32 protein-coding genes are annotated in these 26,418 nt (G+C 65.4%); 6 read left to right on the forward strand and 26 right to left on the reverse strand.

Annotated elements, in window-relative coordinates; all coding sequences use genetic code 11:
• Positions 1-69 precede the first annotated feature (69 nt).
• A complete protein-coding gene (gene nifH / locus BMY12_RS13270; protein WP_093287058.1) occupies positions 70-957 on the reverse strand; it encodes a nitrogenase iron protein in 888 nt (295 codons plus the stop codon).
• A 415-nt stretch (positions 958-1,372) separates the two neighbouring features.
• Here nifH and BMY12_RS13275 point away from each other — a divergent pair, with 415 nt between their 5' ends.
• Positions 1,373-1,855 (forward strand): group II truncated hemoglobin, encoded by a 483-nt coding sequence (locus BMY12_RS13275; protein WP_093287341.1) that lies wholly within the window; start codon positions 1,373-1,375, stop codon positions 1,853-1,855.
• Positions 1,839-2,429, forward strand: a complete 591-nt coding sequence (locus BMY12_RS13280; RefSeq protein WP_093287060.1) for a hypothetical protein — start codon at positions 1,839-1,841, stop codon at positions 2,427-2,429. The genes BMY12_RS13275 and BMY12_RS13280 overlap by 17 nt, the downstream gene beginning before the upstream one ends.
• Positions 2,430-3,209: 780 nt before the next feature.
• Here the strand turns inward: BMY12_RS13280 and modD are convergent.
• The 18 genes from modD to BMY12_RS13370 all read right to left on the reverse strand — a co-directional run bounded on the left by modD (position 3,210) and on the right by BMY12_RS13370 (position 16,117).
• The gene (modD, locus tag BMY12_RS13285) at positions 3,210-4,052 is read right to left on the reverse strand and encodes a ModD protein (RefSeq protein WP_093287063.1); all 843 of its coding nucleotides are present in this window, start codon (positions 4,050-4,052) and stop codon (positions 3,210-3,212) included.
• Positions 4,053-4,054: 2 nt separating this feature from the next.
• Positions 4,055-4,336 carry a hypothetical protein gene (locus tag BMY12_RS13290; protein WP_093287065.1) on the reverse strand — a complete coding sequence of 94 codons (282 nt, stop codon included), beginning with the start codon at positions 4,334-4,336 and terminating at the stop codon, positions 4,055-4,057.
• Positions 4,333-5,541, reverse strand: coding sequence for a cysteine desulfurase NifS (nifS, locus tag BMY12_RS13295; protein WP_093287068.1), 1,209 nt, complete (start codon positions 5,539-5,541; stop codon positions 4,333-4,335). The genes BMY12_RS13290 and nifS overlap by 4 nt, the downstream gene beginning before the upstream one ends.
• 11 nt (positions 5,542-5,552) lie before the next feature.
• A complete protein-coding gene (gene nifU / locus BMY12_RS13300; RefSeq protein ID WP_093287070.1) occupies positions 5,553-6,503 on the reverse strand; it encodes a Fe-S cluster assembly protein NifU in 951 nt (316 codons plus the stop codon).
• Positions 6,504-6,649: 146 nt separating this feature from the next.
• Positions 6,650-7,489 carry an SIR2 family protein gene (locus BMY12_RS13305; RefSeq protein ID WP_093287073.1) on the reverse strand — a complete coding sequence of 280 codons (840 nt, stop codon included), beginning with the start codon at positions 7,487-7,489 and terminating at the stop codon, positions 6,650-6,652.
• A gap of 802 nt (positions 7,490-8,291) precedes the next feature.
• Complete coding sequence (locus BMY12_RS13310; RefSeq protein WP_093287076.1) at positions 8,292-9,443, reverse strand: DegT/DnrJ/EryC1/StrS family aminotransferase; 1,152 nt, start codon at positions 9,441-9,443, stop codon at positions 8,292-8,294.
• 12 nt (positions 9,444-9,455) lie between these two features.
• Complete coding sequence (locus BMY12_RS13315; protein ID WP_093287080.1) at positions 9,456-9,716, reverse strand: DUF6129 family protein; 261 nt, start codon at positions 9,714-9,716, stop codon at positions 9,456-9,458.
• The gene (gene nifT, locus BMY12_RS13320) at positions 9,713-9,925 is read right to left on the reverse strand and encodes a putative nitrogen fixation protein NifT (protein ID WP_093287083.1); all 213 of its coding nucleotides are present in this window, start codon (positions 9,923-9,925) and stop codon (positions 9,713-9,715) included. Before nifT ends, BMY12_RS13315 begins: the two co-directional genes overlap by 4 nt.
• Before the next feature lie 48 nt (positions 9,926-9,973).
• The gene (locus BMY12_RS13325; protein WP_093287085.1) at positions 9,974-11,113 is read right to left on the reverse strand and encodes a cysteine desulfurase family protein; all 1,140 of its coding nucleotides are present in this window, start codon (positions 11,111-11,113) and stop codon (positions 9,974-9,976) included.
• Between the two features lie 9 nt (positions 11,114-11,122).
• On the reverse strand, positions 11,123-11,467 hold the full coding sequence (locus tag BMY12_RS13330; protein WP_093287088.1) for a DUF3024 domain-containing protein: 345 nt from the start codon (positions 11,465-11,467) through the stop codon (positions 11,123-11,125).
• Complete coding sequence (locus BMY12_RS13335; RefSeq protein WP_093287090.1) at positions 11,464-11,730, reverse strand: nitrogen fixation protein NifZ; 267 nt, start codon at positions 11,728-11,730, stop codon at positions 11,464-11,466. Before BMY12_RS13335 ends, BMY12_RS13330 begins: the two co-directional genes overlap by 4 nt.
• On the reverse strand, positions 11,727-12,089 hold the full coding sequence (locus BMY12_RS13340; protein ID WP_093287093.1) for a nitrogen fixation protein NifZ: 363 nt from the start codon (positions 12,087-12,089) through the stop codon (positions 11,727-11,729). Before BMY12_RS13340 ends, BMY12_RS13335 begins: the two co-directional genes overlap by 4 nt.
• Positions 12,082-12,873, reverse strand: coding sequence for a 4Fe4S-binding leucine-rich repeat protein (locus tag BMY12_RS13345; RefSeq protein ID WP_093287096.1), 792 nt, complete (start codon positions 12,871-12,873; stop codon positions 12,082-12,084). The genes BMY12_RS13340 and BMY12_RS13345 overlap by 8 nt, the downstream gene beginning before the upstream one ends.
• Positions 12,870-13,397: a hypothetical protein gene (locus BMY12_RS13350; RefSeq protein WP_093287098.1), complete on the reverse strand. Its 528-nt coding sequence runs from the start codon at positions 13,395-13,397 to the stop codon at positions 12,870-12,872. The genes BMY12_RS13345 and BMY12_RS13350 overlap by 4 nt, the downstream gene beginning before the upstream one ends.
• Before the next feature lie 6 nt (positions 13,398-13,403).
• The gene (locus tag BMY12_RS13355; RefSeq protein WP_093287102.1) at positions 13,404-13,766 is read right to left on the reverse strand and encodes a HesB/IscA family protein; all 363 of its coding nucleotides are present in this window, start codon (positions 13,764-13,766) and stop codon (positions 13,404-13,406) included.
• Between the two features lie 7 nt (positions 13,767-13,773).
• Positions 13,774-13,968 carry a 4Fe-4S binding protein gene (locus BMY12_RS13360; RefSeq protein WP_093287105.1) on the reverse strand — a complete coding sequence of 65 codons (195 nt, stop codon included), beginning with the start codon at positions 13,966-13,968 and terminating at the stop codon, positions 13,774-13,776.
• A 38-nt stretch (positions 13,969-14,006) separates the two neighbouring features.
• Entirely contained in the window at positions 14,007-15,569 is a 1,563-nt protein-coding gene (gene nifB, locus BMY12_RS13365; protein WP_093287107.1) for a nitrogenase cofactor biosynthesis protein NifB, read from the reverse strand.
• 317 nt (positions 15,570-15,886) lie between these two features.
• The gene (locus tag BMY12_RS13370; protein WP_093287110.1) at positions 15,887-16,117 is read right to left on the reverse strand and encodes an FmdB family zinc ribbon protein; all 231 of its coding nucleotides are present in this window, start codon (positions 16,115-16,117) and stop codon (positions 15,887-15,889) included.
• Between the two features lie 149 nt (positions 16,118-16,266).
• Between BMY12_RS13370 and BMY12_RS13375 the strand changes: the two genes are divergently transcribed.
• On the forward strand, positions 16,267-16,473 hold the full coding sequence (locus BMY12_RS13375) for a TOBE domain-containing protein (RefSeq protein ID WP_093287112.1): 207 nt from the start codon (positions 16,267-16,269) through the stop codon (positions 16,471-16,473).
• A gap of 764 nt (positions 16,474-17,237) precedes the next feature.
• On the opposite strand, the gene BMY12_RS13380 is transcribed toward BMY12_RS13375, so the two are convergent.
• Both BMY12_RS13380 and nifA read right to left on the reverse strand, forming a co-directional pair.
• On the reverse strand, positions 17,238-18,023 hold the full coding sequence (locus BMY12_RS13380; protein ID WP_177188993.1) for a TOBE domain-containing protein: 786 nt from the start codon (positions 18,021-18,023) through the stop codon (positions 17,238-17,240).
• Between the two features lie 33 nt (positions 18,024-18,056).
• A complete protein-coding gene (nifA, locus tag BMY12_RS13385; protein ID WP_093287116.1) occupies positions 18,057-19,757 on the reverse strand; it encodes a nif-specific transcriptional activator NifA in 1,701 nt (566 codons plus the stop codon).
• Between the two features lie 258 nt (positions 19,758-20,015).
• Between nifA and BMY12_RS13390 the strand changes: the two genes are divergently transcribed.
• The 3 genes from BMY12_RS13390 (at position 20,016) to BMY12_RS13400 (ending at position 22,330) form a co-directional block, all read left to right on the forward strand.
• Complete coding sequence (locus BMY12_RS13390; protein WP_093287119.1) at positions 20,016-20,600, forward strand: nitrogen fixation protein NifQ; 585 nt, start codon at positions 20,016-20,018, stop codon at positions 20,598-20,600.
• A gap of 127 nt (positions 20,601-20,727) precedes the next feature.
• Positions 20,728-21,699, forward strand: coding sequence for an NAD(P)H-dependent flavin oxidoreductase (locus BMY12_RS13395; RefSeq protein ID WP_093287121.1), 972 nt, complete (start codon positions 20,728-20,730; stop codon positions 21,697-21,699).
• A gap of 13 nt (positions 21,700-21,712) precedes the next feature.
• Positions 21,713-22,330: a PadR family transcriptional regulator gene (locus BMY12_RS13400; RefSeq protein ID WP_093287124.1), complete on the forward strand. Its 618-nt coding sequence runs from the start codon at positions 21,713-21,715 to the stop codon at positions 22,328-22,330.
• Here the strand turns inward: BMY12_RS13400 and BMY12_RS13405 are convergent.
• The 5 genes from BMY12_RS13405 to BMY12_RS13425 all read right to left on the reverse strand — a co-directional run bounded on the left by BMY12_RS13405 (position 22,327) and on the right by BMY12_RS13425 (position 26,410).
• Positions 22,327-22,830 (reverse strand): hypothetical protein, encoded by a 504-nt coding sequence (locus tag BMY12_RS13405; RefSeq protein ID WP_093287127.1) that lies wholly within the window; start codon positions 22,828-22,830, stop codon positions 22,327-22,329. The genes BMY12_RS13400 and BMY12_RS13405 overlap by 4 nt on opposite strands.
• 48 nt (positions 22,831-22,878) lie before the next feature.
• Complete coding sequence (locus BMY12_RS13410) at positions 22,879-23,337, reverse strand: ferritin-like domain-containing protein (RefSeq protein WP_093287130.1); 459 nt, start codon at positions 23,335-23,337, stop codon at positions 22,879-22,881.
• Positions 23,338-23,693: 356 nt separating this feature from the next.
• Positions 23,694-23,987: a ferredoxin family protein gene (locus BMY12_RS13415; RefSeq protein ID WP_093287132.1), complete on the reverse strand. Its 294-nt coding sequence runs from the start codon at positions 23,985-23,987 to the stop codon at positions 23,694-23,696.
• Complete coding sequence (locus BMY12_RS13420) at positions 23,984-25,288, reverse strand: FAD-dependent oxidoreductase (RefSeq protein WP_093287135.1); 1,305 nt, start codon at positions 25,286-25,288, stop codon at positions 23,984-23,986. The genes BMY12_RS13415 and BMY12_RS13420 overlap by 4 nt, the downstream gene beginning before the upstream one ends.
• A gap of 12 nt (positions 25,289-25,300) precedes the next feature.
• A complete protein-coding gene (locus tag BMY12_RS13425; protein WP_093287138.1) occupies positions 25,301-26,410 on the reverse strand; it encodes an electron transfer flavoprotein subunit alpha/FixB family protein in 1,110 nt (369 codons plus the stop codon).
• Positions 26,411-26,418 lie beyond the last annotated feature (8 nt).

The following is a 26,418-nucleotide window of genomic DNA, read 5'->3' on the forward strand; positions in this document are numbered from 1 at the left end:
GTCCCTAACCCGCTTGCTGCGTTGGGGATGGTGGGCTGCGCCAGGCACAACCCACCCTACGATTCACACTCAGGCCGCGACCGACAGCTCGGCAGCGGTCTTGCCGACCTGCGACTCGTCGATGGCCTGCATGATGCCGTGCTCCATCAGCAGGTCTTCCAGCTCGTCCATGCTGATCGGCGTCGGGATCACGCCGTTGCCGGCATTGGCGTGGACCTTCTGCGCGAGGTTGCGGTACTCGGCGGCCTGCTTGGAGTCCGGCGCGTACTCGATCACCGTCATGCGGCGCAGCTCGGCGTGCTGCACGATGTTGTCGCGCGGCACGAAGTGGATGAGCTTGGTGCCCAGCTTCTTGGCCAGCGATTCGGCCAGTTCCAGCTCCTTGTCGGTCTGGCGCTCGTTGCAGACCAGGCCGCCCAGGCGCACGCCGCCGGAGTTGGCGTACTTGAGAATGCCCTTGGAGATGTTGTTGGCGGCGTACATCGCCATCATCTCGCCGGACATCACGATGTAGATTTCCTGCGCCTTGTTCTCGCGGATGGGCATGGCGAAGCCGCCGCAGACCACGTCGCCGAGCACGTCGTAGGACACATAGTCCACGCCGTCATAGGCGCCGTTTTCTTCCAGGAAGTTGATCGAGGTGATCACGCCACGGCCGGCGCAGCCCACGCCCGGCTCCGGACCACCGGACTCCACGCAGCGGATGTCGCGGTAGCCGATCTTCATCACGTCTTCCAGCTCCAGGTCTTCCACCGAACCGGCCTCGGCGGCCAGCGAGAGGATGGTGTCCTGCGCCTTTGCGTGCAGGATCAGACGCGTGGAGTCGGCCTTGGGATCGCAGCCGACGATGAGAATCTTCTGACCCATTTCCGCCAGGGCCGCCAGGGTGTTCTGCGAGGTGGTGGACTTGCCGATGCCACCCTTGCCGTAAAACGCGATTTGTCTTAACGAGGCCATGCCAATCTCCAGATGATGTTCGTCAAAAAATGTCAGGTCTAATGTGAGCCGGAAAACCTTTCCGTCTCACCGCAACAGCGCCACCGGCATGCAGCCTGATCGCTTCATTTGTAGGTCTTCGTCTTCGAGCTACGCATCAGCAAGACATCTCGGTGCAAGACCGAAAGAGCAACGCCCGTGCCATCTGTGCGTGACACTCACATCACGCTGTTTTTCATTTTGTTTTTCCATTTTTACGGTGCTGTCGCGCACGCCGCCGGCATTGTTGTAAACCCGACAAAGCCCGCGTTTTCGGGTAGGCCTCGCGTCATGTCCTTTCGCCTGCGCCACTGCAGAACGCTGCTGCTGCTTGGGTTTTCATGCATGGCATAGCGCTTGCCCGCGAATCGGCAAAGCCTGATGGATGTTCACGCTCATGTCTGAAGCCGTACAAGCCAAGCCCACGCTCAGTTCCGCTGACGGTGGCAGCGCCAATCCGCATTACCAGCGCATCGGCGGTGAAGCGGCGGTGCGCGCGCTGGTCGAGGCTTTTTATGAAGAGATGGATGGTCGTGAGCAGGCGCGTGGCATTCGCAACATGCACCCCGCCGACCTGAGCGCCATCAAGACCACTCTCGTGCGTTATCTGAGCGAATGGCTGGGCGGTCCGGCCCTGTATTCCACCGAGCGCGGCCATCCTCGCCTGCGCAAGCGCCATCTGCCATTTGCCATCGGCCAGGCCGAGGTCGATGCCTGGATGGCCTGCATGCGCGCCGCCCTGACGCGCTGTGTCACCGATCCCGAGCTGCAGCAGACGCTGGCGCTGGCGTTCCAGCGCACCGCCGATTTCATCCGCAATGACTTCGGCTCCACACACTTACCCCACCCACACGGAAAACCGCATGACCCTCATCACTGAAACCGCCCTGGCCCGACTGGAAAGCGAAGGCCGCCTCTTCAATCCGGTCTTCAAGGGCGCGATGCCCGGCGCCGGCCTGTTCGGCTTTCGCGGCGAGCTGGCGCTGAAGTTCGCGCCGCGCCTGGCCGACGAAGCGCGTCCGCCGGAGGTCCTGGCCGAGCAGCTGATGATGGTGGCCAAGGCCGGCGACACCAAGATCCCTTTTCTCTGCTGTTATCTGTTGTCCTTCGAGTACGCCAAGGCGCTGGCCGAGGTGCTGGGCGATGCGCTGGCCGCTGACGGGCATTACTTCCTGTTCTGCAACAACATCGATCTGAGCAAGCGTTATCAGATGGAGTTGAACGGCGCGACGTTCACGGTGCTGCCGATCGACGAGGCCACGGCCTGGAACGAGCTCTTGGAGCTGCTGTATCTGGAGCGCAACGAACTCAAGCGTCTGGACACCGGCGCCAAGCTCGAAGCGGTGTATCGCACGGCGCTGCGCTGGAAGGAGAGCTTCCCGAAGATCACCTACGAGGAAGGCCTGAAGCTGATGGGCCCGGTACGCAACCCCAACGAGAACCGCCCGGTCTGAAGCAACCGGGCCACAGGCCTAGGCCATAAGCACTCCATAGCCCACCGTAGGGCGGCTTAGGCGCGAAAGCGCCGTAAGCCGCCGGGCTTTGCTGTTGCTTGCTTCGCGTGATGCTCAATCTATTGCCTTCTTCCACCGCCCTTCGGCGGCGGACTTACTTCTCTTTGCTTGTGCAAAGAGAAGTAAGCAAGAGAAAGCACACCCCGGCTCTGGCGCCCGCTGCGCGGGTACCTTCGCTGTGCAACGTGCTCGGGGCCGTTGCGGACACGCCATCCCTGGCGTGGCCGCAACTGAGCCGCCCTTCCTGGGCGGCTCTCCCCTGCGCGCGCCGCACAGCTCAGCGCCAGAGACGGGGACCCCAACGTCAAAAGCCACAGCAGCTTCACGCGCGAAGCTCTGCTTTGCCGTTGCCTTTGAACCCCCTTTGCCTCGCACCGAGCAGCGCAGCGAGCGCAGTGGGAGAGCCGGACACGAAGTCCGGCTCAGTTGCAGCCGCGCCAGGGATGGCGCGTCTGCAACGGCCCCGAGCACGTGAGCAGCGCAGGCTTCCGGCGCCGCGACAGCGGCGACGGATGCGAGGCGTAGGGCGTGTTTTCTCTTGGGTACTTCTCTTTGCACGAGCAAAGAGAAGTACCTCGGGCGCCGAAGGGCGCACGAAACCAAGGCTAGATCGAGAGAAAGGCCCGGCAGAGAACAGACCAGCAAAGAACAGCAAAGCCACGGCGGGTTACGGCGCTATCGCGCCTAACCCGCCCTACGGTTGGGCGCCTGCGGTTTGGTTCAGGCCGGTTGCAGAAGCACCGCCACTTCACGCGGCGGTGCGGCGTATGGCGCGGAGCTGACCAGGAGGCTGGCGCCCGCCGCTGCATACGAAGCGATGTTGTGCAACGTCACACCACCTGCCGCCGCCAGCCGCGGCCCCTTGCCTCCCAGCACCGCGCTCAGTCGCGACACCGCCTCGACACTGAACTTCTCCAGCTGCAACACATCCGCGCCCGCCTGCGCCGCACGCAAGGCCTCATCATGATTCGTCACCTCGATCACGATGCAGCGCTCCGGCGCCTTCGCGCGCACAGTCCGCACCAGCGCCGGCAGATCCAGCGCATCACCGGTGAAGCGGCGATGTTCCGGAAACAGCAGAATGGTTTCCGACAGACTCAGGCGATGCAGACTGCCGCCGCCGGCGCGCACCGCCTCGGCGGCCAGGCGCCGCGTCAGCGGCATGGTCTTGCGGGTGCAGGCCAGCACCGCGCCAGGCTGCACTGCGCGTGCGGCGCTCAGCATCTGCCGTGTGCAGTGTGCGATTCCCGACAGCCATTCGATCAGGTTCTGCGCCAGCTTCCAGCCGGCAAAGGCCGCATCGGCGCGACCGCTGGCCTGCAGAATCAACTGACCATCGCGCAAGCACTCACCGCTGCATACCTGCGCTGCCACGCTCAGGCCCAGATGCTGCAACAGCTCGACGGCCGCCTCCACTCCTGCCACGCAGTACGCACCACGCGCCGCGAATTGCATCTGCGCCGCTTGCGCGCCGATGCCCAGCAGCTCCGTGCTCAGATCGCCATGCGGCAGATCCTCATCGAGCAGACGCTCCAGTTCGGCGGCGCGCAGCGCCGGGGGCATGCTCAGTCCCCGTCCAGCGGCGTCCAGGCGGTGAACTGGCCCATCAGATGGCGGATGTGCGAGCGGCACAGCTCGCGCGCCGCATCTGTTGAATAGGCCGCGCAATCACAGTTGGCGGCACAGCCGCGCAGCTTGCGGCTGATGTAGCCGAACATCAGGGTCTGCAGCTGCGCGGGCAGCTGCGGACCGTAGCGCCAGAACAAGTCGGCCTTCAGCTCGTTTTCGGCGAAGCTGCAGCCGCTGACAGGCAAGGAGATGGACAGGTTCTGGGCGCTCATGTTCATGCGTAGCTCGGCTTGAATTCGGCGGACGCCGGCGCGTCGTCCTGCCAGAACGGGGACAGTTCGCGCAGCCGCGCGATGATGCCGGGCATCACCGCCAGCACGCGATCCACTTCCTCCTGCGTGTTCTCGCGCGACAGCGAGAAGCGCGTGGAGCCATGCGCCGCTGTGTACGGAATGTTCATGGCCCGCAACACATGCGAGGGCTCCAGCGAGCCCGAGGTGCAGGCCGAACCCGAGGACGCGGCGATGCCGTGCTGGTTCATCAGCAGCAGGATCGCCTCGCCCTCGATGAACTCGAAAGCGATGTTGCTGGTATTGGGCAGGCGCTGGCTGATGTCGCCATTGACCAGGCAGCGCGGGATGCGCGCGACGATGCCCTGCTCCAGGCGGTCGCGCAGCTCGCGCACGCGTCCCAGTTCCTCGGGCATGTATTGCAGGGCCAGCTCGGCGGCCTTGCCCAGGCCGACGATGGCCGGCGCATTCTCGGTGCCGGCGCGACGGCCGCGCTCCTGATGACCGCCCCGGATCAGCGGCCGCAGGCGCACGCCACGGCGCACGTACAGCGCGCCGATGCCCTTGGGACCGTGCAGCTTGTGCGCGGAGAGCGAGAGAAAATCGATCTCGCTGTTCTTCAGGTCCAGCGGGATCTTGCCCACCGCCTGCACCGCGTCGGTGTGGAACAGCACGCCGGCCTCATGGGCGAGTTCGGCCAGCTGCTCCACGGGGAAGAGGGTGCCGGTCTCGTTGTTCGCCCACATGATCGAGGCGATGGCGGTCTTCGGCCCCAGGGCCTTGCGATAGGCATCGAGATCGAGCCGGCCCTTGGCATCCACGCCGATGCGATGCACCTTCACGCCGCGCGTCTTCTGCAGCCAGTCGCAGAGCGCCAGCACCGCCGGATGCTCGACCGCCGAGGTGATGATCTCGTTGCGGCCGGTCTGGGTTTCCAGAGCCGAGAGAATCGCGGTGTTGTCGGATTCGGTGCCACCCCCGGTGAACACGATCTCGTGATCGAACTCGGCACCGAGCAGTTCCTGCACCTGCTCGCGCGCGCGCTTGAGCGCGCCGCCCACCTGCGCGCCGAAGGCGTGCATGGACGAGGCATTGCCGAACTGCTCGCTGAAGAAGGGAAGCATCGCCTCCAGCACGCGTGGATCGACGCGGGTGGTGGCGTTGTTGTCGAAGTAAATCGGCGCGGCGGACATGGGCGGGAGCCTCAGGCGCAGGCCGTGGCGCCGGCGGGCACCGGAATCACGCGCAGCGGGAAGCCCAGCGCTTCGATCAGGCGCTCCTGCACGCCGCTGATGGTGACGCTGGACATCTGGCAGCTCACGCAGGCGCCGGAGAGCCGCACGTAGACCTTGTTGTCTTCCACATCCACCAGCTCGCAGTCGCCGCCATCCTGCTGCAGATACGGACGCAGATCGGCGATGGCTTTCTCGATCAGCCGGATCTTCTGCAAGGTGGTCAGCGGCGCCTTGGGTGCCGGCGCGCCCTGCGGCGCCAGCGGCGAGGTCTTGGTCTTGTTCTTGCGCACCGGGCGGATCGCGGTGGCGGGATCGAAGGCTTCATCGGCGCTGAGCAGGCCTTCGCTCACCATCGCGGCATTGACCTTGTGCAGCACTTCCTCGATGCCTTCGGTGCAGGTGCCGCAACTGCCGGCGGCCTTGGTGTAATGCGTGATCTGTTCGACGCTGGTGAGCTTGTTGGCGCGCACCGTGCGCTCGATATAGCCCTCGTCGATGCCGAAGCATTTGCAGATCAGCGCGCCGTCCTCGTGATCATCCACCCAGGCCTCGCCCTTGTAATTGGCCACGGCCGCGCGCAAGGCCTCGTAACCCATCACCGAGCAGTGCATCTTCTCCGGCGGCAGGCCGCCGAGAAAATCGGCGATGTCCTGGTTGGTGATGCTCATCGCCTCGGCGATGGTCTTGCCGATGATCAGCTCGGTGAGCGCCGATGACGAGGCGATGGCCGAGCCGCAGCCGAAGGTCTGGAAGCGTGCATCGGTGATGACCTCAGTGGCCGGATCGACCTTGATCGCCAGGCGCAGTGCATCGCCGCAGGCGATGGCGCCCACATCCCCCACCCCGTCGGCGTTTTCCAACACACCGGCGTTCTTGGGGTTGAAGAAATAGTCCTTGACCTTCTCCGAGTACTCCCACATGGCGCTGATCTCCTTGCCTGTCTGCTGTCCCGAATGAGAGAGCTCACGCAACGCCTGTGCCAGCGCAGCAGGCGTTGATTGCAAAGAGATTTATTGACTCGCCATGTGCCTGCCGGACGAATGTCGCGTTTCTTACAGCGTATTTGTCAGGCCGCCGCCGCCGAGGGCGCGCTCAGTGCCATGAAGCGTTCGGCGAATTCGGCCAGCGGCATGGCGATGCGTTCGATGTTCTGCTCGGCCAGAAAGCGCGCTTCCATGCGCGTCGGTGCCTCTGGCAGTACCGCCCAGTGGCGCTGCGAGGAGCGCTTCATGATCTGCCGCGCGAAGGCGCGGTACAGCTGATCGTCGAAGCGGCAGCCGAGAAACAGGAAGCTGCGGCCGGCGCGCAGCTGCTGCACCGGCGCGGGAATCGGCGTCTGGATGTCGATCTCGGTGAGCACTTCCACGAAGTCGGTATCCGAGACCAGATAATTGCCGGCCGGCGCGTGGCCACCCAGGGGCTTGTAGAGCAGGCTCTGGCCCTGCGCCGGCATTGCGATGCCAGTGCCTCGTGCGTCATAAGCACCGCACCACTGTCCGAAGTGTTCGGACTGCGACAGTCCCTGAATCTGAATCCAGCTTTCGCCCGCGAGACGCGTAAACGCCGTGAGGCTGGCATCGTCGTACCAGGCATCGACGATCAAGGGCAGCTGCAGCTTCGCCAGGGCCTCATGCAGCGGCGAGCAGGCGGGTGCGGCGGCGAAGGCCTCGTTCATCAGCGCCACCAGCGTCTTGCGATGCTTGAAGTTCTCGATGAACTGCGCGCTGCGCGTGAGGTTGTTGCGGATCTTGCCCGGCACCGGACTTTTCGCCGTGAGCTTCTGCACCAGCGCCTGTGGCGTGGCGGGCACGGCGTAGTCGGGGCAGAGTTCGAGCAGGCCAGGGCCGAGGTAGGGGATGAGGCGCTTGGCGGCGAGTGCGGCAGCGAGCTCGGTGAAGGGGTTCATATCGATGATCTCCGAAAGTGAAAGGTACGGCGCCAAGTCTGTTGACCCGTAGGGCGGGTTAGGCGCGTGAGCGCCGTAACCCGCCGCTTTGCTTGTGCTGTTTGTTGCCGGATTTGTCTCTCGATTCATTGCCTCATTCGTCCGCCCTTCGGCGGACGACTCACTTCTCTTTGCTTGTGCAAAGAGAAGTAAGCAAGAGAAAGCACACCCCGGCTCTGGCGCCGGCTTCGCCGGTGCCTGAGCTGTGCAACGTGCTCGGGGCCGTTGCAGACACGCCATCCCTGGCGTGGCTGCAACTGAGCTGCCCATCCTGGGCAGCTCTCCCCTGCGCTCGCCGCACAGCTCAGCGCCAGAGACGGGGACCCCAACATCAAAAGCAACAGCAGCTTCGAGCACGAAGCGTCGCTGCGCTGTGCTTTGCTGTGGCTTGTGACCTACCCCCCTTTGCCTCGCACCGAGCAGCGCAGCGAGCGCAGTGGGAGAGCCGGACAGGAAGTCCGGCTCAGTTGCAGCCGCGCCAGGGATGGCGCGTCTGCAACGGCCCCGAGCACGCGAGCAGCGCAGGCTGCCGGTGCCGCGACAGCGGCGCCGGATGCGAGGCGTAGGGCGTGTTTTCTCTTGGGTACTTCTCTTTGCACGAGCAAAGAGAAGTACCTCGGGCGCCGAAGGGCGCACGAAACCAAGGTCAGATCGAGAACAACACGAAGCAACCAACAGCAAAGCCCGGCGGGTTACGGCGCTCACGCGCCTGACCCGCCCTACGATTGGGGCTGGGTGGTGGGCTGCCGTGCCGGCCGGCAGCTCAGAGATAAATGGCGGCACCGGCCCCGACATTGGTGCACGCATCCTTCAAGGACTTCACCACAAACTTCACCACGTCCTCATCCATGCCGCCATGAAACGGCAAGGCCAGGGCGCGGTCTGCGATGCGGTCGGTGTTGATCAGCAGGCCGCGCTTGAAGCCCAGCTGCTGATAATGAAACTCGGCGGTCAGCGGCTGCGAATAAGCCGCGCACTCGATGCCCGCCGCCTGCAGATCCTCGATGATCTGCGTGCGCGCGCTGGCGGTGAAACGCTTGCCCAGATGCACCACGTACAGCATCCAGTTCAAGGACTCCACCTCCGGCGCCCGATACGGCGGCTTCACGCCCTCGAAGCTCTGCATCTCCTGGTAATACCAGAGCTCCACCTGCCGGCGCCGCGCCAGGATCGTGTCGATGCGCTCCAGCTGCGCCAGCCCCAGGGCCGCAGTGAGTTCGCTGATGCCGCACTGCTGCGGCACGCGGGAACCCACCGAGACCGACTGGCGCTCGGCCAGCCGCCGTGCACGACGATAGCGGACCTCGGTGGCCAGATGCGCATCGTCACAGACCAGCATCGCGCCCTCGCCACAGCACAGCGCACCTGGCTGCGAGAAATCGAAGATCGCAAAATCCCCGAAGCTGCCGACGGCGGCGCCATAAGCGCGCGAGCCCAGCGACTCGCTGCAGTCCTCGATCAGAATCAGCTGATGCGCATCGGCCAGCGCGCGCAGCGCCGGCCAGTCGGCCGGATGGCCGTTGACGTTGGTGACCAGCAGCGCACGGGTGCGCGGCGTGATGCGCTCGGCCACGCGCGCCGGCGCCAGACAGCCGCACCAGTAGTCGATATCGGCCGGCACCGGCGTGAGCCCGCAGAGCGTCACCGCGTGCGCGAGCTGATGCCAGGAGTAGGACGGCACGATCAGCTCATCGCCCGGCTGCAGCGGCAGCGCGCGCAGCGCCGCCAGCAGGGCCTGCGTGCCGCTGGACATCGCCACCGCCTGCTTGCGGCCGCACCAGGCGGCGAAGCGCGTCTCGAAAGCTTCCACCAGACCCGCCGAGGACAGCTCGCCCGACTGCAGGGCCGCGCCCACCAGCGCCAGCTCGCGCTCGCTGATGTCCGGCTGCGACAGCGAGAGGAATTCCTGATCCATGCGCAATCGTCCTCAGGCCTGTGCCAGCAGCACGCCGCCGGCGCGCTGCGGATCGCGCGTCAGCTGCCAGCAATGCCCATCACAGGCCACCAGGTACACGCGACGCGTGCCCACGGTGAAGGCCGGCTGCTCGTCGCGCACGTCCAGCGCGTCCACCACCTGGGCCCGTAGCTCGGGAAATTCGCCGCGCACCGCGGCGGCGGCGCCACGCAGATCGAGGGCCTCATCCACCAGCGCGGCGATGCGCTGCAACTTCGGCGCGCTGAGGCTCATTCGCCGCTCAGCTTGCGTGCTTCCACCGTGATCGGCAGGCGCGTGTCGGCGGCCAGCGCCGGCAGCTCCAGCTGCCAGCCGTTGGCCAGGGTCACCGTGCCGCCCCAGATCCCGGGGTTCTGCATGGCGACAATGGGCTCCTCCAGATCCTTCTTCGGGACATAGGCCGAGAGACTGCCGTCGGCGGATTTGCGGATCATCACTTTCATGCGGGGCTTACCGGGGTTCGTGAAAAATCTGTAGGAGAGGCAGTCAAGTCAGGCGGCCTGCGCCAGCGGCGCCAGCGCCTCGCCCATGATCTGCAGCGCGGCGGCAATGTCCTCCGCGCTGGTGTCGCGCGACAGCGAAAAGCGCAGCGCGCCCTGTGCTTCGGCTTCCGCCACGTTCATCGCGCGCAGCACATGCGAGGCCTGCTGGCCGCCGCTGCTGCAGGCGGCGCCGCTGGCGGCGATCAGACCGCCGCGCTCCAGGCGGCCGAGCACGGCGTCGGCATGCAGCGCGCCGATGCGCAGACAGCTGGTATTGGGCAGGCGCGGCACGTCGGCGCCGAACACGCGCAGCGGCAGGCGCGCCGCCAGCTGCGCCTCGAAGGCATCACGCAGATGCGCCTGCCGCAGCGCCGCTTCGGACAGGTTCTGCCCGGCCAGCTGCGCGGCGACGCCGAAGCCGACGATGGCCGGCAGGTTCGCGGTGCCGCCGCGCCGGCCGCGTTCCTGCGCGCCCGGCAGCAGCGCCGGCCAGGCCAGGTTCTCGCGCAGCAGCAGCGCGCCGATGCCCTTGGGCCCATGCAGCTTGTGCGCCGACAGCGAGGCCAGATCGGCACCGCTGCCGGTGAAATCAAACGGCAGGCGGCCGACGATCTGCGTGGCATCCACATGCAGCAAGGCGCCGGCGGCGCGGCACAGCGCCGCGATCTCGGCGATGGGCTGCAGCACGCCGGTCTCATTGTTGGCCGCCATCACCGAGACCAGCTGCACGCCGGGCCGGATCAGCGCCTGCGCGGCGTCCAGCGAGACCCGACCTTGCGCATCGACCGGCAGCAGCTGCAGACGCAGCAGACCCTGCGCCTCGCGCAGCTGCGCGGCTTTCAAAAACGCCGCGTGTTCGATGCCGCTCATCAGCAGCAGCGGCGGCTCGCCCCCGGCGTCGCGCGGCGTCAGGCCGTGCAGGACCTGCACATTGGCCTCGGTGGCACCGCTGGTGAACACCACTTGCCGTGGTTTCCCATTCAGCAGCTGCGCGAGCTGCGCACGCGCCTGCTCCAGCAGCCGGCTCGCGGCCTGACCGGCGGCGTGCCTGGCGGCCGGGTTGGCCCAGTGGTTCTGTTGGCACTGCGTCATCGCCGCCAGCACTTCCGGTGCGGGTCGGGTGCTGGCGTTGTTGTCCAAATAGATCATGGCCGGCACCTAAATCCAGAACTCGTGCAGGGGATCGTTCACCAGATGCGCCAGCAGCTGATCGAGCGATCCCTCGGCCACCGCACGCCAGCGCGCCTGCTCATGCTCGCGGGCGTGCAGGCGCCAGCAGGCGGCGCTCAGCGGCAACAGCCAGGCGATATCAATCACCCCGCCCTGCGCATCCACGCGCCGCGAGCAGCAGGGACTGCGCACGCACCAGCCGCCGTCCAGAACCTGCACCTCGGGCTGCACATAGCGATAGCGCTCGCGCTTGCGCAGCGCCCGCTCGATACGCCGCTGCGTGAGATCGACCGTTGGCGGTTCGAAGGGCACGCTGGCGGCGACGGCATTCATCCGCGCGGCACCGCCGTCTCGCGCATCGCCAGCGGTGCGATCTCCTCTTCCAGGCAGCCGATCACGCCGGCGGCAAACTCGACCAGATAGATCGGCGTCTGGCTCTGCTCATGCTGGCCGATCTGCACGATCTCGCCGGCCTCGCCGATGCTGACCAGCAGCGCTTCGGGTTCACGCTCGGGAAAACCACCATCGTTGTACAGATCCACCAGCGCGGCGACACGCTGACCCCATTGATAACGCGGTTCACGCGGTCCAATCATGTCAGGCTCTCCACGCCACCACGGCCGATGCCGCGCAGCTGCGCACGCTGCTGTTCGCTGAGGGTCGCCAACACTTCCTCGGGCAGATCGTCCAGGCTCATCAGCTCCTTGGCGCGCATGCCCACGCGATGGCCGCTGGCGATGAATTCCACTTCGTAGATGTAGTACTGCTGCAGGAAGGTGCCGATGGAGCGCACATAGCCGATCTCGCCGCGACTCACCAGCAGGTCGCCGACCTCGCGGCCGGGAAAAGTGCCATCGTTGCGGATGACATTGCGGCTGACCACGCGCTCGCCGTACTCGTAGCGCGGCGGCAGCGAGAGTTCCACCACATCATCATCGCGACGGATATCAGCCATAGCAGCGCTCCGTCTGTTCGCGGCCCAGTTCCTGCAGCCGCTCGCGCGCAGCGGCCACCACCTCGGCCTCCTCGTCTTCGAGCAGACGGCCGGCCAGCGCCGCATCGGCACGCAGCGCCACCAGGCGCCGCACTTCCCAGGCGCCGTCTTGCGCCAGAGATTCCAGCAGCGCGGCGCCGGCGCGCTCGGCGACCCGCTGGCGCACCGCGATCTCGACATCGTCGGCGAGCAGATGCAGCTCGGCGGCATCGAGCCGGTCCGCCACCGCGCAGCGCACCTCGCGATCCGGATCACGCAGCATGCGGATCAGCAGCGCCGGCGGCAGACGCCGCGCCACCAGCAGGCGCACGTAGTAATCCGGATCACTGCACATCAGCGGCAGCTCGGCGGGCGACAGACGCATCGCCACCCGAATGCGCACCTCGCGATGCGGATCGTTCATCAGCTTCCTCAGCTGCGCCTGCGGCAGGCGCAGCGCCACCGACAGACGCACGGTCTCGTCGGCATCGTGCATCAGCTCGCTCAGGCGAAAGACACTGGCATGGCGCGCGGCAATCGCGCGCACCTCGAAATACGGATGCCGGAGCAGACGGTTGGCCTGCTCGGGATTGAACTGGAAGTAACGATCCACGCGCCGCGCATAGCGATCATGCACGCAGGCATGTCCCGCCTGGCAACGCAGGCCCTGCGCGACACCGTCGCGGCAGGCCGCGCAGTCCAGCACCCGCCCCTGCCAGTCCAGGGCCTCGGGCGCCTCGGGATCGCTGGGCGCTTGCGCCTTCACGCCGGCAGCTCCGCCGCCTCTTCATCCTGCTCGCTGCCGCGGCGCGCCAGCACCTGCCGCAGCAGACCCGCGCCGACGCCATCCTGCGGGTCCAGCGCCGCCAGCAGCTGCAGCGCCGGCTCGGCGGTCTCGATCTCATCCAGACGCAGACTCAGATAGGCATAGCCCTTGAGCGCGAACAGATAGAAGCGCGCCACCGGATCGAAGCGGGTGTCGGCAAAGGCGCGCGCCGGCACGTCCTGCCAGTATTCCGGCAGACCCAGCCACTGCGCGCCCAGACGCAGCGCATCCTCGGCCACGAAGCGCGCGCGCTCCAGCTGATGCCCGTAGAAGTAGAAGCGGTACAGGGCGATCAGCGGCGCGGGATGACGCGGTGCCATGCGCTGCGCCTTGAGCAGCAGACGATGCGCACGCTCCGGCTGCGCCGAGCGCAGGCGGCCGGCTTCTTCCAGACAGTCGCTGACCGCCGTCGGCAGTTCGCCGGCCAGCAGTGCGTCTTCGAAATCCATCGTAGCGGCGCTCATCGCTCTTCAGACCTGGATCTGCGTCAGACCCGAGTCTTCATGCTTGGCCGCACTGCTGGAGCAGCCACAGCCGCTGGCCTTGGGATCGAAGAAGCTCAGGCCGCTGTGCGTGGCCGACTCGGAGAAGTCGATGGTCACGCCTTCCAGCAGCAGGCGGCTTTCCGCCGGCAGGAACAGGCGCACACCGGCCTGCTCGAAAGCCTGATCGCCGGGCCTGGGCGCGGCCTCGACGCTGAACTCGGAATTGAAGCCCGAGCAGCCGCCGGCCGAGACGCAGAGGCGGAAACCCGCCTGGGCGCCCTGGCCACCAAAGCGGATCATGCGAGCGATGAAGCGCGCCGCCGCCGGGGTCACGGTGAATTGCGTCATGGCGCGCTCAGGCCTTCTTGATGCAGCCCGGCACCGGGCAGACCGCGATGCACTGCGGCGCGTCGAAATGACCTTCGCACTCGGTGCACTTCTTCGGATCGATGATGTAGGTGCCGCCCTTCTCGCGGATCGCGACATTGGGGCACTCCGCCTCGCAGGCGGAGCAGGCGGTGCACATGGAAGAGACGATTTTCAGGGCCATGGGTTTCTCCTGGTGGCGTTATGGGGGTGAGGGAACAATCAGGCGGCGGCGGTGTAAGCGCCCTGACGGATGCGGGCGTCGCCGCGCGGCTGATGGCTGATCTCGCCGCGCGCGATGCGCGCGCGGTAGTCGGCAAACCAGGACAGCGCGGCCTTCTCGATGAACTCATGCGCATAGGCATCCACCGGCTCGATGCCGGCGGCGAGCAGTTCGTCACGCGGGCAGGCGCCGATCTTGGCCACCAGCACCGCATGGCAGTCATTGATCGCGTTGACGATGGACGGCAGCTGCTCGTCCTCGCCGTAGCCGCCCTGGCAGTACAGATCCACGCGGCGATGGCCCACGAACACCGCCTCGCGGCCGCTGACTTCGTAGATCTGGAATTCCGTGGCATGCCCGAAGTGCTGGTTGACGCGGCCCTGGCCCTGCGTGGCCACGGCCAGCAGCAGCTTGATGTCCTCGTCGGCCGGCGCCGCAGCCACGGCTTCGAGCTTGGCGGCGTGCTGCGCCTGGCGCTCACGCTCCACGCTCTGCTGATACTCGCGACGCTTGTCCAGGTCGTAGACCACTTCCATCTGCTCGATCTTGTCGAGCGTGAACTCGTCGCTGCGATCCTCGCCGAGCAAACCCACGGCGTCGGCGCGGCACTGGCGGCAGTGGCGCATCAGATTGGCGCCGCCGGCGCAGGCGTCCTGCACGGCCTTGAGCTCCTGCGCGCTGGGGCCGCGCTGACCGTTCAAACCAAAGTAGGTGCCGTGCTCGGCTTCCGAAATCAGCGGCATGATGTTGTGCAGGAAGGCGCCGCGCGCCTTCACCGCGCGATTGACTTCGAGCAGGTGCTCGTCGTTGACGCCGGGAATCAGCACCGAGTTGATCTTGGTGAGAATGCCCTTGGCACTGAGCTTTTCCAGACCTTCGAGCTGCCGTTCGGTGAGAATCTTCGCCGCGTCACGGCCGGTCCAACGCTTGTGCTGATAGAAGATCCAGGGATAGATGCGCTCGCCCACTTCCGGATCGATCATGTTGATGGTGATGGTCACATGATCGACGTTGTACTTGGCGATCTCGTCCACCATCTCCGGCAGCGCCAGACCATTGGTGGACAGGCAGAGCTTGATGTCCGGCGCCTGTTCCTGCAGCAACTGGAACGTCTTGAAGGTCTTGGCCGGATTGGCCAGCGCATCGCCAGGGCCGGCGATGCCCAGCACCGTCATCTGCGGAATCGCGCTGGCCACCGCCAACACCTTCTTCACCGCCTGCTCGGGCGTGAGCTTCTGCGAGACCACGCCGGGGCGCGACTCATTGCTGCAGTCGTACTTGCGATTGCAGTAATTGCACTGGATGTTGCAGGCCGGCGCCACCGCCACATGCATGCGCGCGTAATGGTGATGCGCTTCCTCGGAATAGCAGGGATGGTTCTTGACCTTCTCCCAGATATGCGCCGGCATATCGTCCGGACCCGCCGCCGAACCGCAACTGGATTTTCCGGAGCCACCGCTGCTGGAGCAGCCACTGCTGCTGGGCTCGCTCTGTGCACGGCCGCTCTTGAGCAGCGAGTCCAGCGAGATGTAGGTGGACGAACTCTTGGCACTGGCAGACATCGGCACAATCCCCTGGCTTGATTCCGGCCGTCTCGCGGCCCTTCAGGGCTTGCTTTGCGAAGGCCGTGCCAGCGTCCTTGTTCTTGTTTTATTTCATTTTGTTTCCATGGCACCTGTGTCGGCTTCCGGACAATCGCGACATCGCGAACGGATTAGCAAGTTGATGCAAAAGTGCATTCCTGCACTTTTGCATGTCGCTTCGAAAAGGCGTGACTTTTCTCCGCTCCCGACAATCAATCGCTTGCAACGCCTGATTGTCGTTGGCACATCCCTGTGCCAAGTACAGGGCGATACAAAACGAGTTTTGCATCACCCTGTTAGATGCGCGAACGTTCCTTCTTCGAGTAATGACTGAAATGCCCTTCGCGCGCGGCCTGCTTGCGCGCACGCTGGACGATGGCCTTGGCGCGTCCGGGCGCCGCCGGCGCAGAGAGCAGTTTCTGCAGCTTGCGGCCACCGCAATTCGGACACACCGGTTTGGCATCGCCGCTGATCAGGAGTTCGCAATTCTGCTCACAGCTCGGGCAGTGATAATCGTAAAGCGGCATTGGTGGATTTCCTTCCATTGACGAAGCACGGGAACGCCGGGTGCAATAACAATGCCGCCTTGGCTTCTTGATCCATATCATGGCTGCGCGGCGGATTTCGGCTTAGGGTTTTGCATTCCAGTCGTAACAACAACGGGAGCCTTTTCACCATGAAGCTCAGCGCGCGAAACGCCCTCAAGGGCAAAGTCGAAAAGCTCAACCGCGGCGCCGTGACCACCACAGTCCGCATCGACGTCGGCAACGGCATTCACCTCACCTCCTCCATCACCAACGATGCCGCCGATGATCTGGCGCTGAAGGTGGGCGATGAGGTCACGGCGATCATCAAGTCTTCCGACGTCATCGTCGGCAAGTAAAGCAAGCGGCGCTTTTTATTCATGCTGTAGCTCGTCTGGCGGCTTGCGCGCACCAGTGCTGTAAGCTGTCTGGCCCTGCTGTTGTTGCTTAGGCGCGTGAGCGCCGTAAGCCGCCATGGTTTTGCTGTTGCTTCTGGGTTTTTTGCTCGATCTGGCCCTCGTTTCGTGCGCCTTCGGCGCCCGAGGTACTTCTCTTTGCTCGTGCAAAGAGAAGTACCCAAGAGAAAGCACGCCCTACGCCTCGCATCCGTCGCCGCTGACGCGGCGCCGGCAGCCTGCGCTGCTCGCGTGCTCGGGGCCGTTGCAGACGCGCCATCCCTGGCGCGACTGCAACTGAGCCGGACTTCGTGTCCGGCTCTCCCACTGCGCTCGCTGCGCTGCTCGGTGCGAGGCAAAGGGGGTTTAAAAGCAAAGCCAAAGCAACAGCAAAGCGACGCTCATCGCTCGAAGCTGCTGTGGCTTTTGACTTCGGGGTCCCCGTCTCTGGCGCTGAGCTGTGCGGCGAGCGCAGGGGAGAGCCGCCCAGGAAGGGCGGCTCAGTTGCGGCCACGCCATGGATGGCGTGTCCGCAACGGCCCCGAGCACGTTGCACAGCTCAGGGACCCGCGTAGCGGGCGCCGGAGCCGGGGTGTGCTTTCTTTTGGTTCCTTTTCTTTGCACAAGCAAAGAGCGAAGCGACCTACGGGGGAGGCTTCGCGGACTCCGCCGCCGAAGGGCGGTGGAAGAAGCCAATAGATCGAGCATCACACTAAGCCCACCTGCTTCTAACCAGGCACGCCGAGAATCACATCGGACGCCGAAAAACTCAGAATCACACGCTCACCACAGGCCAGCCCCCGCGACACCGCCAGCGGCGAGGCCGCGACCGCCGTGAGACCGTGTCCGAGATCCACCATGAGCTCCACGTAGTGCTCATCGCTGCACAGGGCCCGGACCACGCCTTCAAGCCGGTTCAGAATCAGCGCCGCATCACGCCCTCGCGGATCGGATTCCCCGGGTTGCAGCACGCGTAGCGCCGGCGCCTTGACCAGCGCCACCACCTCGCTGCCGGGCTTCAGCTCCAGCGCTTCCACGCTGCTGCGCGTCAGCATCGCGTGCAGGCGCAGCTCGCCGCGCAGACGCAGCACGATCTCCTCCTGCAAGGCCTCGCCGCCGATGGCCTCCACGCGCGCGAAGAACTGATTGCGCGCGCTGGTGCGCACCGTGACGCGGTCCAGCAGACGCAGATCATCGGCAAAACTGCCGCCCAGCTGCTTGAGCAGACGGGCCTCGGCCTGCTGCATCACCAGCAAGGCCACCGACAGACGCCGGCCGCGCGGCGTCAGGCGGATGCCGCCGCCGATATCCCCGGCGATCCATTCCGCCAGCGGCTCGCTGCCCAGATTGTTGAGTTCGCGCACCGCGCGCTGCGCCGACTCGGTGTCTTCGCGCCGCACCGGCAGCACGTCCACCTGCGTGGCGCGCTGCAGCCAGCGCAGCCGCTGGTGATTGCCCAGCTCCTCACGCTGCGTGCGTCGCGCCAGCGACAGCGAAAAAAGATCGTCGCTCATATCCATCCGGATTTTTCATGGCGCGCACAGCCTTTAAAACTTGCGCACCTCGATGTTGTATTTCTGCAGCGCATAGGCCAGCTGCCGCGGCGTCACGCGCAGCAGGCGCGCGGCCTTGGCCTGTACCCAGCCGCACTGTTCCAGCGCCCAGATCAGGCGTTCGCGCTGATCCTGCGGCGGCGCCTCGTTGCCGAACTGACGTTCCGGCACGTTCGGCAGATGGGCCGTGGGACCGACCTGCAAAGGCTCCTCGTTCTCCGGCGGCGGCTCGCTGCTCACGCGCTTGGGCACCGGCGGAATCGGCACGCTGATGCTGGGCACCGCGCGCTCGGCGACCGCCGCCACCGCATCCTCCTTGTCCACATGGTGCAGCATCTGCGTCAGGCAGCGGCTGTTCTGGCAGGGAAAGCTCGGCGCGTCGATCAGCTCGCCACGGGTCATGGTCGCCGTGCGCTCGATGCAGTTTTCCAGCTCGCGGACATTGCCGGGCCAGTAGCAGTTCATCAGCACGGCAATGGCTTCCTTGCTGATCTTCAGCTCGCGACGGTTCTCGCGATTGAAGCGGGTGATGAAGTGCTGCACCAAGGGCGGAATGTCCTCGCGTCGCTCACGCAGCGGCGGCAGGAAGATCGAGACCACGTTGATGCGGTAATAGAGGTCGGCGCGGAATTCGCCGCGACGGATCATGCCCTCCAGATTGCGATTGGTGGCGCAGACCAGGCGCACATCGACCTTGATCGGGCGGCTGCCACCCACGCGCTCGAACTCGCGCTCCTGCAGGATGCGCAGCAGCTTGGCCTGGAAGGCCGGCGAGATATCGCCGATCTCATCGAGAAACAGCGTGCCGCCATTGGCCATCTCGAAGCGGCCCTTGCGCTCGCTGCTGGCGCCGGTGAAGGCGCCCTTCTCGTGGCCGAAGAGCTCGGATTCGAGCAGCGACTCCGACAGCGCCGCGCAGTTCACGGTCACGAACGGGGCGCTCTTGCGCGGCGAGAGATAATGCAGGGCGCGGGCGATGGCCTCCTTGCCGGTGCCGCTCTCGCCACGGATCAGCACCGTGGAGCGCGAGGGCGCCACCATGTGGACCTCGGCGAAGACTTCCTGCATCGGCTTGGACACGCCCACCACATTGTCGATGGTGTAACGGCGCCGCACCTCTTTCTGCAGACGGCGCGTCTCGTCGCGCAGCCGCGCATGCTCCTCGGTGACGTTGCGATTGAGCACCAGGGCCTGCGCCATCAGGCCGGCCACCATGGTCAGCAGACGCAGATCATCGTTCAGACGCAGATTGGCACCCACCACGCGCTGACCCACCAGCACGCCGAGGGTTTCGTCATGCGTCTTGATCGGCACTGCGATGAAGGCATTGCGTCCGCCGCTTTCGCCGCCGAAGGCGCCGGTGCGGTCGAGAAACGCCGGCTCCGTCGAGATATCGGGCACCACGATGGGCACACCGCGCGCGTACACGCGTCCGGTGACACCCTCGCCGCTCGCCCATTGCGCGCGGCGGATCTGTTCCTGCGTCATGCCCAATGCGCTATGCAGACGCAGCAGGCCGTCTTCCTGGGCAAGCACGATCATGGTGCGGTTGAAGCCCATGTGCACCGACAAGACATTCAGCGCCACCCGAAAGGTGCGATCGATGTCGAGCGAAGAACTGAGCAGCTTGCCGATTTCATAGACCGTGACCAGTTCGACGTGATCACGGCTCACCACCTGCGCCGAGCTGCTCATGCCTGGCTCCGGTTCTGGACTGCGCATGTCACCGTGCTGACGCGCACCTTGACCTGCGTCAATTGCGCGAAGCATTTACGCCTCGTCGCCACCTTGCTCGTTGCTGGGTTCATATGTCCTTTCAAGCAATCAACATTCCAAAAGCCGCTATCGGATGCCGGGATCAGTCAGGACTGCGGCAATCACGTATCCGCGCGGCTCCGGCATGTTCGTTGCGGCACCATGCCAGTGCCGCCTTGCTTCATAGGAGTGCCCATCATGTCCGCCAACCCCCATGCCGCGCTCATCAGCACCGCCGCCACGCTGCTGGATGGTGCGTTCGAGCGCGACAATTCCGTCTGCCTGGCGATTGCCGGCACCATTGCGACTGCAATCGCTCACGGCCTGCCGCGCACGCAATGGCTGCGCGGCCTGCAAGCTGCCGATGGACAAGGCTTGATGGAAACTCTGTTTCCAGGGGCTGCGCCCGATCTCGCACCAATCAGTCCTTCGCAGGTGGACGACGAAGAACTGCAGGCCGAATTCGACGATCTGCTGCGCCTGCTGCTGGAAGCCGCGGCGCCGGCCGATGACGTCCGCCGCTATCTGGCCTGCGCCATCGCCAGCGCCTCCCTGTTCGACAACCACCTCTGGCAGGACCTGCAGCTGCCCAACCGCACGGTGCTTTCACAACTGCTGAACCAGCACTTCCCGAACCTGGCGCGGCGCAATACCGGCAACATGCGCTGGAAGGCCTTCTTCTACAAACAGCTCTGCGAACGCGCCGGCCAGGTCTGCCGCGCGCCCTCCTGCGGTGCCTGCGACGACTACGCGCTCTGCTTCGGCAGCGAGGAAGGCGGCTGACCGCCGAAAGCCCGGCCAGCCCGCTCGGGGCCGGGCGTTCCCGGCCTTGTGGCTATGCAATATTTTGCATATTGAAAAACTTTCACCTATAGTGCTGCGCACTACCTTTTTTCATTCGAGTATCGTCATGGCTCTTCCTGAAGTGCTGCGCGGCAAGCTGCGCCTGCCGGTGGTGGGTTCGCCGCTGTTCATCATCTCCAATCCGGATCTGGTCATCGCCCAGTGCAAGGCCGGCGTGGTGGGCTCCTTCCCGGCGCTCAATGCCCGCCCGGCCGAGCAGCTGGCAGCCTGGCTGCAGCGCATCAACGAGGAGCTGGACCGTCACAACCAGGCGCATCCGGACACGCCGGCCGCGCCTTACGCGGTCAACCAGATCGTGCACAAGTCCAACAATCGCCTGCAGCACGATCTGGAGATGTGCGTGAAGTACAAGGTGCCGGTGGTGATCACCTCGCTGGGCGCGCGCGAGGACGTCAACCAGGCCGTGCATTCCTACGGCGGCATCACCCTGCACGACGTCATCAACAACAAGTTTGCGAAGAAGGCCGTCGAGAAGGGCGCCGACGGCCTGATCGCGGTGGCCACCGGTGCCGGTGGTCATGCCGGGCGGCTCTCGCCCTTCCCGCTGATTCAGGAAATCCGTGAATGGTTTGAGGGTCCGCTGCTGCTGTCCGGCGCCATCGCCAACGGCAGCTCGATTCTCGCCGCGCAGGCCATGGGCGCCGACCTCGCCTACATCGGCTCGGCCTTCATCGCCACGCACGAGGCCAATGCCAGCGAGCGCTACAAGCAGTGCATCGTCGATTGCGGCGCCGACGACATCGTCTACTCCAATCTCTTCACCGGCGTGCACGGCAATTATCTGCGGCCCTCCATCGTCGCCGCCGGCATGGACCCCGACAATCTGCCGGAATCCGATCCCAGCAAGATGGACTTCGGCTCCGGCGGCAACACCGACGCCAAGGCCTGGAAGGACATCTGGGGCTGCGGCCAGGGCATCGGCGCGGTGAAGTCGGTGCTCTCCGCCGCTGAACTGGTGGCGCGCCTGCAGCGCGAATACCAGCAGGCCCGCGAGCGCCTGCTGCGTCCGGCGGCCTGAAACGGAGCGGCCGGTGGCGCTGGCACATGCGATTCTGGTGTCACTGCTCGACCGGCCGCACTCCGGCTACGATCTCGCCAAGCGCTTCGACCAGACCGTCGGCTACTTCTGGAAAGCCAGCCATCAGCAGATCTACCTGGAGCTGCACAAACTGGCCGAAAGCGGGCTGATCAGCGCCGAGCGCGTGGTGCAGGACGTGCGCCCCAACCGCATCGTCTACCAGCTCACGGCCCTGGGCGAAGACGCCCTGCACTCCTGGATCGAAGAGCCCACGGAGCCGCCGAGCTACAAGGAAGAACTGCTGGTCAAGCTGTTCGCGCTCGGCACCGCCGACCCCGCCGTGCTGCTGAACGAGATCGGCAAGCGCCTGCATTTTCACGAACAACGCCTGGCGCATTATCAGCAGGTGATGCAGGCGCACTATCCGGTGCCTGAAAAACTCAGTGCCCGCAAACGCGGGCATTACCTGGGCCTGCGCCTGGGCGTGCTGTTCGAGGAAAGCGTGGTGCGCTGGTGTCAGGAAGCCACCAGCATGGTGAGCCCGCTGGCGAGCGCGGCAGTGAAGTCTGCAAAGCCGCGCAGCGCGAAACCGGCCATCCGCAAGACCGGGACCAGGCGCAAGACGCTCTAGATCTTGCGTCGGCGTTTCGGCGCCGTGGCCTCGGCCAGCGCCTTCACCACATCACCGCCCACGCTGTCCTGCGGATCCAGCTCCTTGAGCTTGGCCAGCAGCTCGCGCGCCTCGTGCACGCCGCCAGCACGCAGGCGCAGAAAGGCCAGGGCCTTGAGCGTGAACAGCCAGAAGCGCGCCGGCCCGGGCTGCGCAAAATCCGCCTGTGTGATCAGCACGCGTTTCCAGTCCGCCGCCAGGCCAGCCTGCCGCGCCGCCTCGGCCAGTCCCTTGCGCGCCGCGCGCTCGGCTTCCAGCACCTCGCCCTGCGTGGCGTAGTGCTTGTAGAGCAGGTAGTAGACCGCCAGCGAGTCCGGCGCCGAAGCCCGCGCCGTCCACAGCAGCGCCTCGCGCTGAGCGGGCGGCGCGGCCTGCGCCTCTTCCAGCAGGCGCCGCACCACGGCCGGCAGGCGTCCCTCGCCGAACAGCATGCGCGAGACTTCGCCGGTGAGCAGGTTCATGTCACCGCGCGGCGGCGGTCAGCCGGCCTGGCCGTCATCCGCGACATCTCAGCTCACCGCCAGCCGCGCCTGCCAGGCTTCGAGCTGATCGACGTGATCGGCTTCCTCGCTGGCGAACTCCTGCGCCATGCGCCGCACCTCGGGATCGCTGCTGCTCAGGCCCAGGGCCTTGTAATAGGCATAGCCCAGACGCTCCGCCTCCAGCGCCAGATTCATCGCCTGCACGGCGTCGATCTGCGCATCCATGCCTTCCCACTTCACGGTTTCCGGGCTGCAGTCCTCGGGCCACTGCCACTCGTCCGCCGCCAGCTGCGGCAGCTGATGAAAGCCACCGCGCTGCATGGCTTCCTTCAGATGACGGCGCGAGAACTGCGCCATCTGCGCAAAGAAGCGCTGCACCTCGCGATTGCCGGCACTGCGCATGGCCTCGGCCAGGTCCTCATAGCGACGCGCGGCCTCGCGTTCGAGTTCGATGGCGTGGGCGAGGAATAGCTGGAGGTTGTTCATGCTTTTTGAAGGCGGTTATTGGTGACTGGTGATTGGTGACTGATACGGAACAATTCCCTCTCCCCCATCGCAGCGCGATGGGGGAGAGGGTGAGGGTGAGAGGGCGCGCAGCCAGATCAAGCGATGCTGCTCTTTGCCAGTGCCCACCCCCTCACCCCAACCCTCTCCCCCAGCAAGCTGGGGGAGAGGGAGACAAGAAGCCGGGCGTTCGACGTTTTGCGAGCTTCGCTCGCAATGCAAATCTGACGATCACCTGCGCTGCCATCCATGGCGGGACATCACTTCTCGATTGACCCCCGGCCACGCCATCCATGGCGTGGCGTTCGACGTTTTGCGAGCTTCGCTCGCAAAACGTCTCACCCAAACTTGAACAGAATTCCGTGTCCGCCGCGCGGATATTCCCACTGCACATTGTCCGTGCAGATGATGCGGCAGCTGCCGCATTCCAGGCAGCCGTCGGTGATCAGCGTCACCGCGCCATTGCCTTCGGCCTTGTAGCAGGAGGCCGGGCAGACGAAGGTGCAGGCCTGCGACTTGCACTCGGTCTGGCAGTGCTGCGGGTTCTTGATCTGGATGTGCGGCCGGCCGTGATCGACGCGGTAGCGGTTCTGATAAAGCTTTTCTTCGACATTGACGACAGGCGCGTTCATCGCACGGACCTCCAGACCTTGAATGCATCACCGAACAGACCCGGCAGTGTGCGGGTCTTGCGGAAACTGGACATGACCTGCTTTTCCTTGGTCTTCTTGTCCACGCCGTCCACGGTCAGCATGTGGCGCGCGGCACCGGTGAGCAGATCGGGATACTCGGTGAAGAACTGCTTGTTGTGATGGAAGATGCCCGGCATGTTGCGGTACTTGTGCAGGTCCTTCATCACGAAGCTGTCCTTGAGCCGGCGCGTGTATTCCTTGAGCGTGGCCTCGGTCATCTGCCGGCCCGCGGCCTTGGCTTCGATCACCAACTCGGCCGCCATGCGGCCGGTGGTCATCGCCAGGTTCGAGCCTTCGCGATGCATGGCGTTCACGAAACCGCCGGAGTCGCCGACGATCATCCAGCCGTTGCCGGCCACCTTGGGCACGGCGCGATAACCGCCTTCGGGAATCAGATGCGCGCAGTATTCCTTCATCTCGCCGCCGGCAATCAGCGGCGCGATGGACGGATGCTGCTTCATCTTCTCCAGCATCACATAGGGCGAGGTGCGCTTCTCGCTGGCCTTGAAGTCGGAGAGCATGCAGCCCACGCCGATGGTCAGCGATTCCTTGTTGGTGTAGAGAAAGCCGGTGCCCATCAGGCCGTCGGTGATGGTGCCGAGCATCTCGATCACCACGCCTTCGTTCTCGCCGATGTTGAAACGTTCCTGGATCACCTCTTCCGGCATGAACAGGATTTCCTTGACCGCCAGCGCCACGTTCTGCGCCTCGATCTCGCCGTGAAAGCCGGCCTTGCGCGCCAGCACCGAGTTCACGCCGTCGGCCAGAATCACCACGTCGGCATAGACATCGCCGTGCTCGCGGTCGCACTGCACGCCCACCACCTGCTCGCCATCCTTGATCAGATGCTGCACGGTGGTTTCGCAGATCTGCAGGGCGCCGGCCTCGCGCACCTTGGAGGCGAACCATTTGTCGAACTGCGCGCGGATGATGGTGTAGCGGTTGGCCGGCCCCTTGTTGAAGGCATCGGAGCGGAAGTGCGCGCCGATGAAGGAGTCGTCGTTCAGCACCCACTGGCGCTGCTCGATGATGTGCCGCTCCAGCGGCGCCTCATCGCGGAAATCCGGAATGATTTTCTCCAGGGCATCCGAGTACAGGATCGCGCCCTGCACGTTCTTGGAACCCGGATACTCGCCGCGCTCGATCTGCAGCACGGACAGGCCGCCCTTGGCGGCGACATAGGCGGCGGCATTGCCGGCAGGGCCGGCGCCCACCACGATCACGTCAAATTTTTCTTTCATCGCGATGATCCTTCAGGCTGCGGCGGCGCCGGCGCGGCTGCGCACGGCCAGATGGGAGCGGAACGCTTCGGTCAGCGCCGGCAGCACGGTCATGGCATTGCCGACGATGCCGTAATGCGCAAAATCGAAGATCGGCGCATTGGGGTCGTTGTTGATGGCGACGATGGCATCGGCGCTCTCCATGCCGACGCGATGCTGGATCGCGCCCGAGATGCCGCAGGCGATGTAGAGCTTGGGCCGCACGGTCTTGCCGGTCTGGCCCACCTGGCGCTCGGCTTCCACCCAGCCCGCCTGCACCACCGGACGGCTGGCGCCGACTTCGGCGCCGAGCACGCGCGCCAGATTCCAGATCAGCTGGAAGTTGTCGGCGTTCTTCATGCCCTTGCCGCCGGAGACGATGATGTCGGCGTAGGCGAGATTGATCTTGTTGCTGCTGGCGTCGGGAATGAAGTCCAGCAGCTTGGTGACGATGCTGGATTCCTCGAAACCGATCTCGACCTCGACGATGCGGCCGCTGCGCGTCGCCTCCTTCTTCGGCATCGACATCACGCGCGGCCGCACCGTGGCCATCTGCGGGCGATAGGCCAGGGTCATGATCGTGCACAGCAGCGAGCCGCCGAAGGTGGGACGCGTCGCGGCCAGGGCGCGCGAGACCGGATCGATGTTCAGCTCCGTGCAGTCGGCGGTGAGACCGGTCTGCAGCGTGGTGGCCACCGAGCCGGCGAGATCGCGGCCCATGGTGGTGGCGCCCAGCAGCATGATCTCGGGCTGGAAGCGGTTGACCAGATCGGTGAGGCCCTTGGTGAAGGGCTCGTTGCGATAGCCCTTGAGCACCGGGTCATGCACCACATAGCAGAGGTCCGCGCCGTAGCCGAAGGCTTCCTGCGCGTACTGCGCCAGCGGCTCGTCCGGACCGCCCATCAGCACGCCGGCGACTTCGGCGCCGAGCGTGTCGGCGAGCTTGCGGGCGGAACCCAGCAGCTCCCAGGACACCTGATGCACATGGCCGCGATCGTGCTCGAGGAACACCCAGACACCCTTGTAGGCCTTCAGGTGTTCGGGCAGTTCGGTCTTGCGCCCGCTGCGGGCGGCGGGGGCTTTCTGGGCCGGCGTTTCACTCATGGCGGCGT

Source organism: Solimonas aquatica, assembly GCF_900111015.1.
Lineage (GTDB): Bacteria > Pseudomonadota > Gammaproteobacteria > Nevskiales > Nevskiaceae > Solimonas > Solimonas aquatica.